The sequence below is a fragment of the Idiomarina sp. ST20R2A10 genome, from assembly GCF_051842345.1.
Lineage (GTDB): Bacteria > Pseudomonadota > Gammaproteobacteria > Enterobacterales > Alteromonadaceae > Idiomarina > Idiomarina loihiensis.
On record NZ_JBNIEY010000001.1, the window covers coordinates 25,877 to 41,755 of the forward strand.

General features: G+C 43.5%; 15 protein-coding genes. 8 read left to right on the top strand and 7 right to left on the bottom strand.

What is annotated here, in order from left to right; all coding sequences use genetic code 11:
- Positions 1–222: 222 nt before the first annotated feature.
- The 5 genes from ACP7H9_RS00135 to ACP7H9_RS00155 form a co-directional block, all read right to left on the bottom strand.
- Positions 223–738: a hypothetical protein gene (locus ACP7H9_RS00135; RefSeq protein WP_439222033.1), complete on the bottom strand. Its 516-nt coding sequence runs from the start codon at positions 736–738 to the stop codon at positions 223–225.
- A 27-nt stretch (positions 739–765) separates the two neighbouring features.
- Positions 766–3,327: a MobF family relaxase gene (mobF, locus tag ACP7H9_RS00140; protein WP_439222034.1), complete on the bottom strand. Its 2,562-nt coding sequence runs from the start codon at positions 3,325–3,327 to the stop codon at positions 766–768.
- A complete protein-coding gene (locus tag ACP7H9_RS00145; protein ID WP_439222035.1) occupies positions 3,327–5,042 on the bottom strand; it encodes a type IV secretory system conjugative DNA transfer family protein in 1,716 nt (571 codons plus the stop codon). The genes mobF and ACP7H9_RS00145 overlap by 1 nt, the downstream gene beginning before the upstream one ends.
- Positions 5,042–5,344 carry a plasmid mobilization protein gene (locus ACP7H9_RS00150; RefSeq protein ID WP_439222036.1) on the bottom strand — a complete coding sequence of 101 codons (303 nt, stop codon included), beginning with the start codon at positions 5,342–5,344 and terminating at the stop codon, positions 5,042–5,044. Before ACP7H9_RS00150 ends, ACP7H9_RS00145 begins: the two co-directional genes overlap by 1 nt.
- Before the next feature lie 175 nt (positions 5,345–5,519).
- Positions 5,520–5,738 carry a hypothetical protein gene (locus ACP7H9_RS00155; protein WP_439222037.1) on the bottom strand — a complete coding sequence of 73 codons (219 nt, stop codon included), beginning with the start codon at positions 5,736–5,738 and terminating at the stop codon, positions 5,520–5,522.
- Positions 5,739–5,953: 215 nt separating this feature from the next.
- Here ACP7H9_RS00155 and ACP7H9_RS00160 point away from each other — a divergent pair, with 215 nt between their 5' ends.
- On the top strand, positions 5,954–6,565 hold the full coding sequence (locus tag ACP7H9_RS00160; protein WP_439222038.1) for an RNA polymerase sigma factor: 612 nt from the start codon (positions 5,954–5,956) through the stop codon (positions 6,563–6,565).
- 245 nt (positions 6,566–6,810) lie between these two features.
- On the opposite strand, the gene ACP7H9_RS00165 is transcribed toward ACP7H9_RS00160, so the two are convergent.
- Positions 6,811–8,799, bottom strand: coding sequence for an oleate hydratase (locus ACP7H9_RS00165; RefSeq protein WP_439222039.1), 1,989 nt, complete (start codon positions 8,797–8,799; stop codon positions 6,811–6,813).
- 229 nt (positions 8,800–9,028) lie between these two features.
- On the opposite strand from ACP7H9_RS00165, the gene ACP7H9_RS00170 reads away from it, so the two are divergent.
- From ACP7H9_RS00170 to ACP7H9_RS00190, 5 genes are all read left to right on the top strand, one after another.
- Positions 9,029–10,048, top strand: a complete 1,020-nt coding sequence (locus ACP7H9_RS00170; RefSeq protein ID WP_114981145.1) for a zinc-dependent alcohol dehydrogenase family protein — start codon at positions 9,029–9,031, stop codon at positions 10,046–10,048.
- Positions 10,049–10,141: 93 nt separating this feature from the next.
- Positions 10,142–10,663, top strand: a complete 522-nt coding sequence (locus ACP7H9_RS00175) for a cytochrome b (RefSeq protein ID WP_114981147.1) — start codon at positions 10,142–10,144, stop codon at positions 10,661–10,663.
- A 98-nt stretch (positions 10,664–10,761) separates the two neighbouring features.
- Entirely contained in the window at positions 10,762–12,186 is a 1,425-nt protein-coding gene (locus ACP7H9_RS00180) for a PLP-dependent aminotransferase family protein (RefSeq protein ID WP_114981148.1), read from the top strand.
- Positions 12,187–12,273: 87 nt separating this feature from the next.
- The gene (gene ccoG, locus ACP7H9_RS00185) at positions 12,274–13,632 is read left to right on the top strand and encodes a cytochrome c oxidase accessory protein CcoG (RefSeq protein WP_114981150.1); all 1,359 of its coding nucleotides are present in this window, start codon (positions 12,274–12,276) and stop codon (positions 13,630–13,632) included.
- 79 nt (positions 13,633–13,711) lie between these two features.
- On the top strand, positions 13,712–14,560 hold the full coding sequence (locus ACP7H9_RS00190; protein WP_114981152.1) for an MBL fold metallo-hydrolase: 849 nt from the start codon (positions 13,712–13,714) through the stop codon (positions 14,558–14,560).
- A gap of 6 nt (positions 14,561–14,566) precedes the next feature.
- On the opposite strand, the gene ACP7H9_RS00195 is transcribed toward ACP7H9_RS00190, so the two are convergent.
- Entirely contained in the window at positions 14,567–14,782 is a 216-nt protein-coding gene (locus ACP7H9_RS00195; protein ID WP_114981154.1) for a hypothetical protein, read from the bottom strand.
- Between the two features lie 230 nt (positions 14,783–15,012).
- Here ACP7H9_RS00195 and ACP7H9_RS00200 point away from each other — a divergent pair, with 230 nt between their 5' ends.
- Both ACP7H9_RS00200 and ACP7H9_RS00205 read left to right on the top strand, forming a co-directional pair.
- Complete coding sequence (locus ACP7H9_RS00200; RefSeq protein WP_114981155.1) at positions 15,013–15,228, top strand: DUF1653 domain-containing protein; 216 nt, start codon at positions 15,013–15,015, stop codon at positions 15,226–15,228.
- 9 nt (positions 15,229–15,237) lie between these two features.
- Positions 15,238–15,771 (top strand): DUF1543 domain-containing protein, encoded by a 534-nt coding sequence (locus tag ACP7H9_RS00205; RefSeq protein ID WP_114981157.1) that lies wholly within the window; start codon positions 15,238–15,240, stop codon positions 15,769–15,771.
- Positions 15,772–15,879: the final 108 nt, after the last annotated feature.

The following is a 15,879-nucleotide window of genomic DNA, read 5'->3' on the forward strand; positions in this document are numbered from 1 at the left end:
TTAAATACACAACACAACAACTAACCGAGCGATGTTATTTATATAAGCGTCCAGTGTTTAGTAAGTATCACCTAAATCCACTAAAACAGGACGGTTATCCATTATTTGAGGTAGCCGGAGCTCATAGCAAGGCCAAAGGCTTGTTATTCACTTTATGTAGTTTGTAGAACTGGCTCTTACACTTTTCAGTAAAAGTGTAAATTCAGAAATCAGCTAGTACATTTAGCCACAAAGTATGTGCATCAGCATAGCTCTCTCAGAGTCATTCTCAGTGCCGTTGAGCTGCTTATACGGTTCAATACCATTTGCCAACAAAAAGGCTCTATATAGCGTTACATGCTCTCGGTGTATAGACACATCACTTAATTCGACACACAGTTTTTTTGAAAAATCTTGTGAAGTGGAGAATGTTGCTAATATATCTAGCGACTTTATTTCATCGGAAGCCAGCGGTCTGGCTATCGTTTTGTGCTTTTTAAGTGCCAGTTTTTCTATATGACTAAATTGCTGCTTTTTATTTTCATACTCTATGCTTTTTGCCATAAAACCAAAGCACTTAATCGCCCTAAAGCGGTACGCTTCGATTAGTAGATTTTTGTCGGCCACGCAATGCTTAAAAAAATCAGGCATATGAGTAAAAATGCCCTTAAGGTAATTATCATCGTCATTTCTAAGTGCGTTTAGGATTTTATTGAGTATATTGTCCAATTGAGCTTCTGTTTCAAATAAGTAATTCATTTTCCTTGCCCCCATCTCTAAGGTATTTTATTGGGCTACGTCTAGTTCTATCTGATTTTCCACTGCGATCTCTTTTTCCTTTTTCACTTGCTTATAGGAGACAGCTAGCTTGGCACGATTATCGGTGGCATATTGCTTCGATAGATCCGATAAAATTTTCTCTTTGCACATTTTTTTTGATTGACCGTTGTCATAATTACTCAGATCTTCTGTACCCAAGTACAGGTGACATTCATCTTTATGCCGAGACATTGCGACATATACGGTTTTCCGGCTCATGAAAGGGCTGTTTAGTACATACACATTTCCCTCAATGGTTAAACCTTGGCTGCTGTAGATAGTTTGAGCGTAAGAGGGGATTAAATAGCATTGGCCTTTTTCGTCTGCGTATTCATTTGTGTTTACGGTTACAGTTGAACCGTCGTCTTTTTCAATCAAAAGTGACAGCACGCCTTTACCGCGACGCACAATATTTTTGACGATTCCTGTATCACCATTGGTAAAGTCCAAGCGATAGTCGTTCTTAGTGAACCTGACGCGCTCATTTTTAGAAACAAGAAAGTTAAATGGGGTTTTACCGTTGATGCCTTTAAGTGGAATGTTTTCATTGCCCAATAACTCAGATTCTATTAGCTTTTCCCTCGCGGCTTGATTCAAGAGTTTCACTTCTTTCCATGAGTGAGCCAGCATCATGGACTGCTTATTTTGGTTGTCTGATTGATACGCAAACCAATCATCGATAAGGTTATGTTGAGCTTCAATTCTGGTCGATTTAACATGAAATCTGTCATGCTTTGCGTAGGCTTCTAACGCTCGTTTGGTGTGTCCATCTCGAAGGTCGCCGACCGCTTCCTTATCCCAGCTTTCTCGTTGACGCCTAATGGTTTCAATACGGCTTGTTCCAATCACTTCAGGGTTCGATAAATAACTTAAAACACCACCATGCTCAATGGCATCCAATTGTTTATCTTCACCAACCATGATGATTTTGAAACCTTGACGCAATGCTGCGGTGATTAAGTACGTTGCTTGAGCGGTTCCAAGTTGCCCAGCTTCATCGATGACAAGTACATCACCTTTTTTTACTTTGGATGTACCTTCTTCGAGCTGATTGATTAAGCTTTGTACCGTTTGGCTTTTAATGCCAGTTTCAAATTGCAAATTCTTCGCTGCTGATTTAGCAATTGCAGTACCGTGTACTTCGATACTATAGCGATTGCAAACTTCTTTTAAGACTTCTGTTGCCTTAGACTTTCCGGCACCCGCACTACCACTAATAATTTTTAGTGACCCATGCTGTAGCACTTGTTCTACGGCTTTACTTTGTTCTTCAGATAACGTAATCCCTAGCTTAGATTCGGCTTTTTGGATATCCGCTTTTGATGCGTTTAGGGCGTGTCTATGGCTGGAAAGTGACTTAGCATCGTTGATCAGATTCTTTTCACGTTCTAGAACTTCCTTCGTCGTAAAAAGTTTAAGTTGTCTGTCGCCGCTCTCTAACTCGATACACAAATCTGATAATATAAATTCTTCAGCAATAGTAACCCCATGGCTTGCAGGCAACCCCTGATGCATTGCGTATTGAATAGCGGTGTCATATATCTCACTTTCCTTAACTGTGTTCTTGGTGACTGTTAAAACGCTTTCTAGCCGTTTAACAGCGTCAGTGGTATCGAGAGTAAAATGATCACTTAGATGAATGCCTAAAGACTTTCGACGTACCTTTTCGAAAACCGATTTTGAAAACCCTAATTTATCAAGCTGGGATTGCCACTTAGGGAAAAGGACATCCCTGTTAATCATTCCTTTGGCTTTCCTCGTCGCGAGAGCGGAAATATTTGCTGCTCTGGCTCCATCCAGACCCAAACTTTCCATATGCTTTTGTATTTGTTTTGTACGTGTAGAAAAATGATCTCGAAGATTTATATCAACACGGGCGACTTCAACAGCTCTGCCATTTTGTTCTGTGTCATATCCTAAAGCCCTCAGTTCTTGAGCTAGATTTGCTTGGTAAATGGAAGTGGCCGTTTTACCCCATATAGCTAGATACCTAGCCTCTATAGTTCCAAAAGAGCCATCGACTCGTGGAGAACAGTTGTGAACAATTGCATGAATATGAGCATGAGGTTCGATTTCCCTGTTGGTCATATGTTCAAACAATGTTGCCACTAGACCGATAGTCTTTTCGTGCTTAATGCCATTTTTTCCCCTTCTCGTGTAGCAGGCTTTTTGCTCAAGGAAATTAAGTGCTTTTTTTACTGCTTTTTTATTTGCATTCAACAGTTCTTCCCTGTGTTGCTCATCTGCTCTTGCTACCACCAGTGAAAAGGACTTTGAGGCATTAAAAGTCAGGTCATACCCAGACCGATGGTTTTTACCGTTTTGCTGGTATAAAAGCTCTTTGGTACGGGGGTGGATGCCATTCATTAAATCCAAATAGTTCTCCTCTGAGATCTCATCTCTAAGACCCATAACCGCAGCACCCAGCCCATAACTTTGTCCCGCAGGCTCACCACCTTTATGGTAATAGTCGTCAAGAGCAAGCTCGATGTAGTAGCGAACGTTCTTCACCTGAATAAAGGTCATCATTAGCTGGTTTCCTTTTTATATTTCCGCATTGGCCTGCGGTTAAGCCTATTTTTTGATCTCGGTTCACCTTTTCTAGCGGTCGCTTTTTTGCTCAAACCAGAGGTTTTTAGGCTACTATTGGAGGATTGAGGCGGTATTTTGGGGTAAGGCCACTTCAGTCGATAGACTGCTTCGCTGCCGCCGATCAGAAGGTATCCTTCCACGCCACTCGCGTTGGCAAGTGGTAAATGAACAATATCCTCTTTTGGGACAACGGGTCTTTCCTGAGAGATGTAACTAATAGAACGGCTTCCGTCAGACTGAATTGTCTCGTTAATCTGTTTGACTTTACAATTTCCCAGAGCGTGAGATGCGGTCTCGCTGCTTGATCCTGATGCACCAAGTCGCATAGCTACAATGACGCCAAAGAGTGACAAGATGGACTCCGTTGAGGCTTTGCCGTAAACCTCTTCCACCATACTGATACTTTGTGTACCGGCTATCATTCTTCCGCCTTTTGAACGAGACAGTGATAACCATCTTTTTAGTGCAGGGGACTTTGGTAGATTTCCTAGCTCATCTAATACCATCCACACTTGACGTTTTTTGCTATCTCGCATATCAAGCAAGCTGTTTGTAATGATTGTCATCATAGAGCTTACTAAGCTTCGACTTTTCGTAGGCTTTTTTGATGACGCTTTCAGTACGACATGGCGTTTAGTAGCGTTTGTATTTAACCAGTCTGATATTGAGAAAGGTTTCATAGTCTCAACTTTTGGCATCGAGGCAATCCAAGATAATTGAGCACTGATCAGAGACCGCACTGACTGCGTTGTCTTAGACTCAGGTATAATAAATGGTAAGGCTGGAGGACACACCTTCTGAAGTGCTTTTTGAAGCTCTTCATCTGAGCAAAATAGAAGGGCGGATAATTCTGACCAAGACCATCTATCGTGAGTCTCAATGAGATAATAAAAAACACCTGTCAAGACTGTTCTAGCGGCATCAACGAAAAAATCTCGCTCTTTTATGGTGTCTTCTATCATTCCATGGGCAATTAATTCAGCGACATCATTGCTTTTGATGTCACTACCAATGTCCCAATAGTGGGACTTCTCGTCAACGGATAACATGATGGTGTTGGAATTATTAACAAGAAGCTCTTGATACTCACCTTTTTCATCGTAAATAAAAGACTTACAGCCTTTTCGTCCGACGATTTGGAGTAACCACTGTTTGATTAGTGTGCTTTTACCAGCACCTTGCATACCGAAGACTAATGTATTCAGGCCTTCAAGTTTTGAAGACAACTTTAGAGAGGGATGTATAGCAAAGCCTGTCCTTGTTTTTTCTTTTTTCAAAAAGTTCGCAAGGTGTTTTATTGCATGTTTTCGAGTAAGTAGAACTGGGCCGTCTTGATGCGCTCCTTCTTCGGATGGATGTATAACGGTCTTTAAATAGGTACGCCATAGTAAAAAAGAGCCTAGTGCGAAGACGCAATACATGAGAAGTGCTATCGCGACCTCGAAGTGTGATGTACCGAGCTTGTAGGCGCTTTGTCTAACAAATTCAAAGCGAAATAAGCTTTCACCGACAATAGTTCCAATTCGGTATATATCATCTGATCTTATCAACCACTCAGAAATAGTTTTATGGCTAATGATGACAGCCCCAATCGGAATAAGAAGGCAAGTAAATAGTATCCCGCTGATAAACCTTTTAAGTTCGTGGTTCATTATCGCTGTCCTTTTCTTTTAAGTAGCTCTTTGTATCTGGTAGAAGAGTCGGCTATTTCTGCGTCACTTAGTCCGGCGATGGCGCTGTTTAAAATAAACAGACGTTTTATCAACCGAGCTTCTAAGGCGGTTAACAGGTCTTCAATGTTTTGGTACCTATCAAAATTCAAGAGTGCCTCTCTCGCATAGTCTGAAAAGCTCATATCTCGTTGAAGGGCTTGTGCTTTAAACCGCTCTGCATCATACTCAGTGGCTCTGAAATTAAGTGTTTTGGTTGCAGAGTTATCTGGCTTGCGTTTCATATAATCTCCGTACTACGTGTATTACACCCGATTTATAAGGCTTGCAGGCTTATCGAGTGTTGAAGTGGGAAAAATCTTATAAGTGACTCAAGACCTTTGTGCGTAAGGAATTGAGCCACTTGAATCAAGCACGTAATGCATCATAGATGCGAAGCGTGTATATATAGTTATTTATCTAGAAGTTCTGACAGATCTCGCAGATACTTTCGTCTATCATTCCTGTATGCCATAAACCATTTTCGGTTTTCTTATCGACCGTGAGTAACGAATCAAATAGATACTCGATAAAGTTTTCATTATTGAAAACCTTTCTAAGATGAGGCTTTTCGTTCAAGACTCTTCCTAAACTCTCGATGATCAGTCGGTCAGGGATTTGGTTACTTAATTTATTCATAGTCGACTCCTTATGTAGTCAGGTGTTGGCGTTAATCAGTTCAGATTAACGTTCTAAATTGAGAACAAAATTCATGTTCTCTAACTACTAGTAAGTCCCCAGATTCCAGAATCGCGTCACCGCCGTTAAAAAAAATTTGAAAAAACAAAATTTTTATGCGGTTTGGATGAGAAGTTAGGTAAAATTGTTCAGGAAAATCCTTAAACGAGACGTAAATGATGAGCAGTAAACGACAAGAGAAATTGAACGAGAGTTATCAAACCATTATGGATAATTTCGGTGGCCTGATGACTTACATTATCCATAATGGATACACTAAGAAGCTTAAAATGACAGGTTCAAAGATGTCACAAGAGGATTTTTTTGAAGAGGTAAAGTCACGGATTTGGATATCTCTTCTTACTAGCTCCATTAATAAAGACGGGTCATTCAGTGATGAAAGAATAAACAAGGCTTTGATTTCTACGGTAGCCAGAAATCAAGTTCAAAAAGTAGTCAATGAGAGAAATGACCATAGAGAGCAGGTCGCAAACGGCACTATTAAGCGAAATACGTTTTCTCATGAGAGCGGCTTGGATGAAGCTTCTAAGGAAGAATACCTAATCGCATCTGAGTTATTTTCCTATCATGATAATGAAGAACTGCTTGATGATTTAATCAGTCTCGCAGGATTGGAACATGACGAAGGAGTAGCTCTAAGAATGAAATTTCGAGCGTTCCCGATAAAAGAGATTGCGGAGCAAATGCAAGTTTCAAATTCAACAGTAACGCGCCGACTCAGAATGGGGCGAGAGAAACTTGAGAACTATATTGATGCCAGCAGTTAGCCTCGTGTTGGGGATTAAGGCAACAGTGTTGAAGACTGCTGTCATTAATACTTGATTATAGGCATTGAAATGGTACACAAAGTGGTACACACTAAGCAATCTTGAAGCGAATAGCACGCGTATTTACTGGGCTGAAGGGCCGATAACAATGTTTTTGTGGAGCATCCCGCCAGCTCCACCAATTCCATATAAAAAGCCGCTCACTCGAGCGGCTTTTTTTGGTGCATAAAACAGAACCTAACCCACTATTTATCTTTGCTCGATAAATTGTCCCTCAGCGAGTTAACCCAGCTCGTAAATTTATTTATTAAGTCACCGCCTTTACCAAGCAGTTCTCTTAGCTCCTCTTCAAAGTGTGTTTGCTTTTTCTCCTCCGGTTCGGGCAGCGGCGGCAGTATGTGGGCAAAGTAGGTTTTGTCGAGTAAGCGGTGCAGCATACGCTCACCAATAAAAGGCTTATTACTATTGAGCGCTCTGGCACCTTTTATGATGTTGCGAATGTCGTATTGCGTGGGGCTTATATCAGGCACCTGCTTGGGAATATTCAGCAGCTTATACACACCAATACGGGCGGTGCGAATTGAGGCTTCCATGGTGAATATTATGTCGTTTCGGGTTTCTACAAACTGGCCAATTAAACCTAAATTGGTGCAGCCTTCAGGCACTACTCTGGGTCTGTCGCCTGCTGCTCTGGGCATAAACTGGGCGGTAATGTAAGGCATAAGCGCAACGCGTATTTTGGTGTTGGCTATAACCTCATCTAACTGGTCTTCAATACCCAGGTGATGGCAAAGCTCGGTCAGAATTTCTTTGCCGGTACATTCCGGCATGGTTTTGTCTACACGGTTGCCTTGTTTATCCATCAACAGGCCATAAACCCATAATACCAATGTGTCGTCTGGCTGATCGGGGAAGTGCGGTTGCCGATTACAGGTAACGCTCAACAGCCAGTTAGAGTCAGTAAACGTCACTATTCCGCCGGTTACGGTTCGACCTGAGTATGGGTCGTTTACCGATAAGGTTTTCAGTTTATCGACCAGGGGCGAGGGCTTGCAGGTAAGGGTGGCAGATTCCCATATAGACTTGTCTACGTCACCATAAAACTTTTCTGGCTTACCAAAAACAGGAGATTTTTTGGCGAGGTTCTTCCATAAGTTCCAGCCGCTTTCGCTACCCGGGTCATGCTTTTCACAGCTAAGCTCCGGCGCATCATCCATACCGGCATAACCTGTATTTTCAGTCATTGAGCCGGTGAGGGCGAACACTAAATCATTCTTGCCAACTTCAATATATTGCTCTTCACCTTTAACAACGGCCTGAATTCCGGTTACTGTCTTATTGTTTCCGGTAAAGCTTATATCAAGGTCATCTACTCTGGCTTCAAAGGTAAATTTCACTCCTTTTTCACGCAGAAAATCGGTCAGTGGTTTTATAAAGGTGTCGTATTGATTGTATTTAGGGAAAAGCAGAACAGACATGTCAGCAAAACCGTCAATTGAATCCAGAAAACGATGCAAATAGAGCTTGGTTTCCAGCAGACTGTGGCAGTTTTTAAAAGCAAACATAGTGCGAAATAAGAACCAGAAGTTACTTTGTAAAAAGCCTTCACTGAAATATTCCTCAATGCTGGTGTCGTCTAACTCTTCCTTTCGTTTCAGCATTAAGCGGATAAGTTCCCATTGCTGAGATTTACTCAGCCCCAGGTCTTCTGAGTCAAGAATCTCGCCGGACTTGTTAATTAAACGGGCCTTAGAATAATTCGGGTCGTTGTCGTTTATCATTCGGTATTCATCGAGAACCGAGTAGCCTTCAGGAAGTTCAAGGGCAGGAATGTCCTGGAATAGATCCCAGAGTGTGTCGTAGTTCCAGTTCATTTCACGACCACCGCGAATAATGTAACCGTCTTCAGGGTTACCCGCACCATCCATAGAGCCGCCTTCCACACTCATTTCTTCTAGAATAGTGATGTTTTCGGCGGGCATATGACCATCGCGAATTAAATAAAATGCAGCAGCAAGCCCCCCGACACCGCCACCAATTATCCAGGCTTTACGCTTTTCGACTCCCGGAGTAGGTAAGGTTTTATGACGCGAGTAGGGCGATATAAAATCACCCGGTGGCAAAGTGTTAATCGGTTTATGGCACCAAAAACCGCCTGCTGCGTCAGGCTCATGCTCAAAACCTTCTGGTGCAGTTGCCGAGATATCAAATTTCGCAATTGTCTTTTTAGCCATTACGGATTCCTTCCCTTACTGAATAGAAATATTTGCTGTTCTCGCTGATACCCTTAGTGGTATTGCGAACGGCACTTTCAGTATAGTCGGCATCATGAGTTACCTAATGTAGTTAGATCAATTTAATTCCCGTTAATGAGCTTTCTCGGATTTTACAGCTTAGCTTTGATCCAATAACCCCTCATAAGAACTACAATTGAATACACACTCTAGTTAAAGGACTACCAACATGACTGAGAAAATTAAAGCGCTACGGCTCAAAAAACCGTTTGGCCTGGATAATATTCAAGTAACCGAAATGGAAGACCCTGGCCAGCCCGGGCCGGGAGAAATTCGCGTTAAAGTTAAAGCAAGTTCGCTTAATTTTCATGACTACGGCGTAGCTGCCGGTTTTATCCCAACAGAAGATGGACGCATTCCAATGTCTGATGGTGCAGGCGTTGTTGAAGCCGTTGGCGAAGGAGTGGAAGAATTCGCGGTAGGCGACAATGTTGTTTCTACATTTTTCCCGTATTGGCAAAGTGGACCGGCGCCAGTCGGCGACTTCCGCAATACGCCGGGTGATGGCATTGATGGCTACGCCCGAGAAGTTGTCGTGCGCCCGACTCAGTTTTTCACTCATCAGCCTAAAAACTACAGCCATGCTGAATCGGCAACGCTGACGACTGCGGGGTTGACGGCCTGGCGCGCTTTGGTCGTGGACGGTGGCATTAAACCGGGCAATACGGTGCTGGTGCTCGGCAGTGGTGGTGTTTCTGTATTTGCCTGCCAATTAGCGAAAAGCCTGGGGGCAACGGTATTTGCGACATCATCGTCTGACGACAAACTCCAGCAGTATAAAGAGCTCGGTGCGGATCATTTGATTAACTACAAAGAAGACCCGGAATGGGGCAAAACGGTTCGTAAATTAACTGGTGGCCGTGGTGTCGACCATGTGATTGAAGTTGGCGGTCCTGGCACCTTGCCGCAGTCTATTAACGCGGTCGCGATAGCGGGGCACATTGCGTTAATTGGTGTGCTGACTGGAAGCGAAGGTGAAGTTCCAACCGCCAAATTAATGGCCAAGCAAGCCAAGTTACAGGGGTTAATTGTTGGCAGTCGCGACAATCAGAAAGACTTTGTGCGAGCCCTGGAAGCCAATGGTGTGAAGCCGGTAATTGATAAAATTTTTGCTCTGGATGAATTAGCGGATGCATTCCGTTACGAGGAGTCTGGCAAGCACTTCGGCAAAATTTGCATAGAGTTTTAGCTTTCTGAAAAATATTTTAAGAAAATGTGCATTCTCATACTAATATCAGATAGGTAGCCTAAGGCGATATTTGATTAGTATGGGTACTCAAAAATGATGAATGACTCTAAAGCGCGTTATGGTTCTATAACGCGCTTCTTCCACTGGTCGATGGCCATTCTGGTTAGCTGGCAATTTCTAAAATTCTTTGACCGTATAAACGATGGTGAACACTGGGTGGGTGAAACGCTGGTTCCCTGGCACATATCCATTGGTTCCCTTCTATTGGTACTTATTGTTTTACGCTTAGGTTGGACAGCAAAAGAAAAGGGAAACCGGCCCGAACATGAGTCTATTATTGGCGTTCTGGCAAAAATCGGCCACGGTTTGTTGTATGCCGCGTTGGTATTGATGCCTGTGACCGGAATTTGCTACATGGTGGGTAACGGTTATGGGCTGAGTGCATTTAACCTTGAAATTATTGCAAAAGGTGAGGAAGTTAGCTGGCTGATAAACATTGGTAATCTGCATTCTTACATAGCCTGGGGCTTATTGTTTCTAGTTGCAGGTCATATCGGTATGGCTTTCATCCATCAGTTTATTATAAAAGATGGAACACTAAAACGGATGATGTAAAAGCCTTGCTGCTTTGATTTTGCCGTAACGGGCTTTCTATAACAGTTAAAACAATAATCTGTTATTATTTAGCTCGTTCGGTTCATCAGAGTATTTTCATGAAAAAGTATGAGCTACTGGCAAATCAGCTAAGGCTTCAAATTGAGAAAGGCATATGGTTACCCGGTGAAAAGCTACCTTCTTTAAGAAGACAGGCGGAGCAGTCCGGTTACAGCCTGATGACGGTTTTACACGCTTATCAAATGCTTGAGTCTCAGGGCGTTCTGGCGGCGCGTGAGCGTTCAGGCTACAGCGTTTCTGCCTCGGTAAAATATCCTCAAAATCCGTCTCATTCTATTCAGCCAACTGAAGCTGTTAGTGTGAACGATTTTGTATTTGAAGTGCTGCAGGCGTCTCGTAACGTTCATACGTTAAGTTTAGGTTTTGCGTATCCTGACCCTTCTTTGTCTCCGCGTCACCAACTGAATAAGGCGGTTGTTTCAGCAGCAAAACAGTCTTCTTTAATGACTGCGCTGGATAACCTGCCACCCGGTAACGAAGAGTTGCGGCATCTAATTGCTAAGCGTTACGCGGCACGGGGTATGAATATTTCTCCCGATGAAATTGTAATAACCGCAGGGGCGCTGGAGGCGCTGAATTTGAGTCTTCAGGCCGCGACTCAACCCGGCGACTGGGTGGTGATTGAAGCACCTGCTTTTTATGGCGCCATGCAGACCTTAGAGCGGCTTGGTCTTAAAGCTATTTCTGTGGCGGTTGATCCTGAGCATGGTTTGGATATGTCGTCTCTGGAGCGGGCGTTTCAGAGCTATGATGTTAAGGCCTGCTGGTTAATGTCGAATTTTCAAAACCCGGTGGGCTATTCGCTAAGCAATGAAAAAAAGCAGCAGGTGGCGCAACTGCTGGAAAAGTACAACGTGGTCTTAATTGAGGACGATGTGTACAGCGAGTTGTATGAAGGAGATACGGCACCGCTGGCGGTAAAACAGTTTGATAACAGCGATAACGTGATGCTGTGTTCATCATTTTCTAAATCGCTTGTAGCCGGGTTTCGTATTGGCTGGGTGGCCGCCGGTAACCGCGCACTGGAAGTACAAAAACGTCAGCTAATGAGCACCTTAGCGACCAGCGCGCCTATTCAGTTATCCTTAGTGGAATATCTGTCGACAAAAAATTACGAGAAGCACCTTAAAGAATTACGCAAAACGTTGGCTTCCCGAAAACGTAAAATGCACGAGTTTTTGCAGCAGCAGCAGCTAAGCGACATTGCCAAAATCTATAACCATAGTGGCGGTTATTTTTTGTGGCTGGAGTTTGACGCCAGCGTCGATACCACGGTGTTATACCGGGAGGCGCTGGATAAAAATATTACGCTGGCTCCGGGCAAACTGTTCGCGTTACAGGATGAGTTTAATCATTGTTTACGGGTGAATGCCTCATTTGAATTAACCGACGCTAACAAACAGCTTCTGCAACAACTTTGCCGCCACCTGAGGGAGCACATTGCTCGCCGTTCTGCTGACTGATCTAGCTTTTTAGTCCGTTTCTGTATCTACCCCCGAAAACCACGGTAATTAGAATTCCTCTGTGTTGTTCATTGCGGAGTAATTACGGTGAGTTCCAAGCAAGTTTCAAAAAAGGATGTCATTTTCCAGACTGGCGTGCCAGATGGGAAAATTTATATAAAAGAGGAAACCGGTAAATATCAGCGAAACCGCCGTTACCTGAACGTTTTCCTGATGCTTCTTTTCATTGCCATTCCATTTATTCAATACAATGGACAACAGGCTATTTTGTTCGACGTAGCACAGCAGACCCTCAGGTTTTTCTCCATTAAGTTGTTTCCGCAAGACCTCATCATATTCAGCCTGATATTTATCCTTGCTGCCTTTGCTTTGTTTTTTGTGACGGTTCGTTATGGCCGGGTGTGGTGTGGTTTTACTTGTCCGCAGACAGTCTGGATGTTGATGTTCAACTGGATCGAGCGTCGTATTGAAGGAACTGCGAACCAGAGTAGGGCGTTAGATAAAGCGTCTCTGAGCGTTGAAAAAGTCGCGAAAAAAGGATTTAAACACTTCATATGGGTGACGGTTGCTTTACTTACTTCGCTAACTTTTATGTCCTACTTTACTCCCGTAAAAGAACTTTATTCTGGCTTTTTTACCCTTTCAAGTTCTGGTCTTATTTACGGCTGGGTTCTTGTTCTGGCTGCCTGCACATACGGCAATGCTGGCTGGTTGCGTGAAAAAATGTGCCAGCACATGTGCCCCTATGCCCGCTTTCAATCCGCAATGTTTGATTCCGGTACCAAACTCGTGACTTACGACGCTACCCGTGGTGAAGACAGAGGGCCGAGGAAAAGAGGGAGTGCTCCTTCGGAGCTGGGTGATTGCGTTGATTGTAAGCTATGCGTACAAGTTTGCCCGGCGGGTATCGATATTCGCAACGGCTTGCAATATGAGTGCATTAACTGCGGTTTGTGTGTGGATGCCTGCAATAAAGTGATGGATAACTTTGGTTATGAAAGGGAGCTCATCGGTTTTCGTAGTGAGCAAAAGTCTGCACGCAATGGCGGCGGGCAATGGTTATATGGCGTGGTGTCTGCGCTCATCATTACCGGGATAATTGTCTGGATGCTGACATGGCAGAGTTTTGAAGTAGGCGTGATAAGAGACCGTCAGGCTCTGTATCGCATTAATAACGAGGGGCTGGTTGAAAACGCCTACACCGTCACTTTGCTGAATAAATCCAGTTACGTAAAAAACTTTGAAGTAACGGCCTCCGGATTGGCTGGTGCTCAACTTTCTGAAAATGGTCCTTTTGCCGTAGGCCCCGGAGAGAAGCGAAGTGTTGTACTGACATTAACGACGGAAGAAGAACCGCAGACTACAATCTCACATTTTGATTTCGTTATTGAGTCTCGGGAGTCTGACGAAACCGTTGTTCATGAAACTATGTTCTATTCAGGGTGATGCTTAACGCTTAGTTTTAAAGTGCTCTTAATTGCTTCCTGAGACGTAGGTATTTAATAGATAAAACCAGGAGTAATTTATGAAAGTACTGTTTAGTCTGATTTTATGGCTCGGTATTTGTGGTGCTTTGGCGGCAACCGAGTATTCAATAGAGAAGGTTAAGGGTAATGTTTATCGGTTTTCTGCCGGGCATTACCATTCGGTGTTTATGGTAACTGAGCGGGGGATTTTTGTTACTGATCCTATTAATGCGGATGCGGCAGCTTACCTTATAAAGGAACTCAACGAGCGTTTTGAGCAACCGGTACGATACTTAGCTTATAGTCATAACCACGTTGATCACACCTTGGGCGGTGATGTTATCGCCACGGATAATGTAGAGGTGATTGCGCATGAGTATGCGGATGAAGATTTACGCTGGACTAAAACGCCAACCGCTTTGCCCACAATGACGTTTAGCGATGAGCTGACTATTAAACTCGGCGAACAATCGGTTCAAATGAAATATTACGGACCAAACAATGGGCGTGGTTCTGTTAGCATGCGCTTTATGCCTGAGAATGTGCTGTTTGTGGCTGACTGGATTGTGCTGGGCCGCATGCCTTATCAAACGCTTCCGGGCTATGATATTCACGGAATGATACGCTCGACAAAAGCCGTGTTAGATGAAAAGCCATTTGATGTGTTTGTTGGTGCTCATGCGGATATGGGAACGCGTAAAGATGTTGAACGCTATTTAAGCTATCTTCAAGCCTTATACGCTGAGGTTCGCGACGGTATGTTGGCTGGCAAAAGTTTGGAAACACTTCAACAGGACATAAAGCTTGATGAATTCTCTGATTTAAAAATGTACGACCAGTGGCTGCCGCAGAATATCGAAGGTGTTTATAACACGCTAAATGAGCAGTCTTATTTTGACCGACGTTAGGGGGAATTAAAGCTGCTCATTTTTCGCCTTCTCTTTACGCGCTTTCCACCAGTGGTATAGCGCTGAAAAAACGAGCGCTATGATAAGATCCTTAAACTCGAGATTGTGTAGAGTAACCTCACCCGATTTAAAAGAGCTGGCGATGGTACCACCAACAAGGTAGGCGCCAATAAAAACCAGCGCCAAGTATATGGTCGAAAGTATTTTATTATCTGTTTTCATATCTGCAACTCATAGCATTCTCAGTGTTTCTGAAACCATCCTCGCATGGCAGCCAGTGCGGAGTCATTAATACTGTTGCCATTTTCTTTTCAAGATTATTAGTTAAGCCCTTTAATCACAAACCATTCTTTTCGGGGTGACCGGGAGCAAATGAATAAACGCTAAACGACAACTTTTGGTAGCATGCTTTCAAAGTATTTTAGTAACCATAAGCATTGGAATAAACCAACATGACCATAAAGCCGGGTATTTACGAACACTACAAAGGCGGACGTTACCGCGTTATTGATACCGCCCGTCATAGCGAAACTGAAGAGTGGATGGTGATTTATCAGCCCCTTTACGGTGAACAAAAGCTTTGGGTTCGACCCTTTGAGATATTCGTGGAAACGGTCAACATAGACGGCAATAACGTGCCCCGATTCTGTTTTATTGGCAATGAGTAAGGGAAGACAATGAACGAAACCGATAACAAACTCTTTTTAGTTTATGTGGGCGGCACGGCGCCTGGAGCCAACATTGAGCTGCATGACATTCGCTTTGTAGTAGGGCCAAGCATAGAAGAGACTTATTCGGCTATTAGAAAAGGCTGGTTCGGCATGCAAAAAGGACTGCACCTGGACAGCTTTGTTCATTTGCACCATGTGGATGGCTACCGAATTCATCTTACCTCTAAACCGCCTGAGAAACCTGCGCAAAAACACTTGTACTTCGTTAACTTCGGTGGTTATTTTCCGAATAAGCTGGCCGAGTATCATGACTTTACCGTGGTGGTCGCAGACTCACTGCAATCTGCAAAACAACTGGCTCGCGCACAAGTTTCCAAAGCCGGCTTAGCGGACGCTGAGCAAATTCATAAAGACGACTTACTGACGGTGGACGACTGCTTGTGTGTCGATTTGGTGGATAACCACTATGTGACGCTTGAATTTGACGGTGAACAGCAGCCGTTGGTGCCGGACTGGAAAGGGTATCAGCCGTTACCATAAATTTTGCACCTAAATTTATCCAGCTTTTCGTTTTCTTGTTATTTTAATCATCATAAAGTAAGTTGTTAAAAGTGTTGATTAAATGTTTTTTAGCGACAAGTCGGAGAA

Coding starts and splice junctions, on each gene's coding strand:
- ACP7H9_RS00135 (WP_439222033.1), bottom strand. CDS start 738: ATGAATTACTTATTTGAAACAGAAGCTCAATTGGACAATATACTCAAT.
- mobF (WP_439222034.1), bottom strand. CDS start 3,327: ATGATGACCTTTATTCAGGTGAAGAACGTTCGCTACTACATCGAGCTT.
- ACP7H9_RS00145 (WP_439222035.1), bottom strand. CDS start 5,042: ATGAACCACGAACTTAAAAGGTTTATCAGCGGGATACTATTTACTTGC.
- ACP7H9_RS00150 (WP_439222036.1), bottom strand. CDS start 5,344: ATGAAACGCAAGCCAGATAACTCTGCAACCAAAACACTTAATTTCAGA.
- ACP7H9_RS00155 (WP_439222037.1), bottom strand. CDS start 5,738: ATGAATAAATTAAGTAACCAAATCCCTGACCGACTGATCATCGAGAGT.
- ACP7H9_RS00160 (WP_439222038.1), top strand. CDS start 5,954: ATGATGAGCAGTAAACGACAAGAGAAATTGAACGAGAGTTATCAAACC.
- ACP7H9_RS00165 (WP_439222039.1), bottom strand. CDS start 8,799: ATGGCTAAAAAGACAATTGCGAAATTTGATATCTCGGCAACTGCACCA.
- ACP7H9_RS00170 (WP_114981145.1), top strand. CDS start 9,029: ATGACTGAGAAAATTAAAGCGCTACGGCTCAAAAAACCGTTTGGCCTG.
- ACP7H9_RS00175 (WP_114981147.1), top strand. CDS start 10,142: ATGATGAATGACTCTAAAGCGCGTTATGGTTCTATAACGCGCTTCTTC.
- ACP7H9_RS00180 (WP_114981148.1), top strand. CDS start 10,762: ATGAAAAAGTATGAGCTACTGGCAAATCAGCTAAGGCTTCAAATTGAG.
- ACP7H9_RS00190 (WP_114981152.1), top strand. CDS start 13,712: ATGAAAGTACTGTTTAGTCTGATTTTATGGCTCGGTATTTGTGGTGCT.
- ACP7H9_RS00195 (WP_114981154.1), bottom strand. CDS start 14,782: ATGAAAACAGATAATAAAATACTTTCGACCATATACTTGGCGCTGGTT.
- ACP7H9_RS00200 (WP_114981155.1), top strand. CDS start 15,013: ATGACCATAAAGCCGGGTATTTACGAACACTACAAAGGCGGACGTTAC.
- ACP7H9_RS00205 (WP_114981157.1), top strand. CDS start 15,238: ATGAACGAAACCGATAACAAACTCTTTTTAGTTTATGTGGGCGGCACG.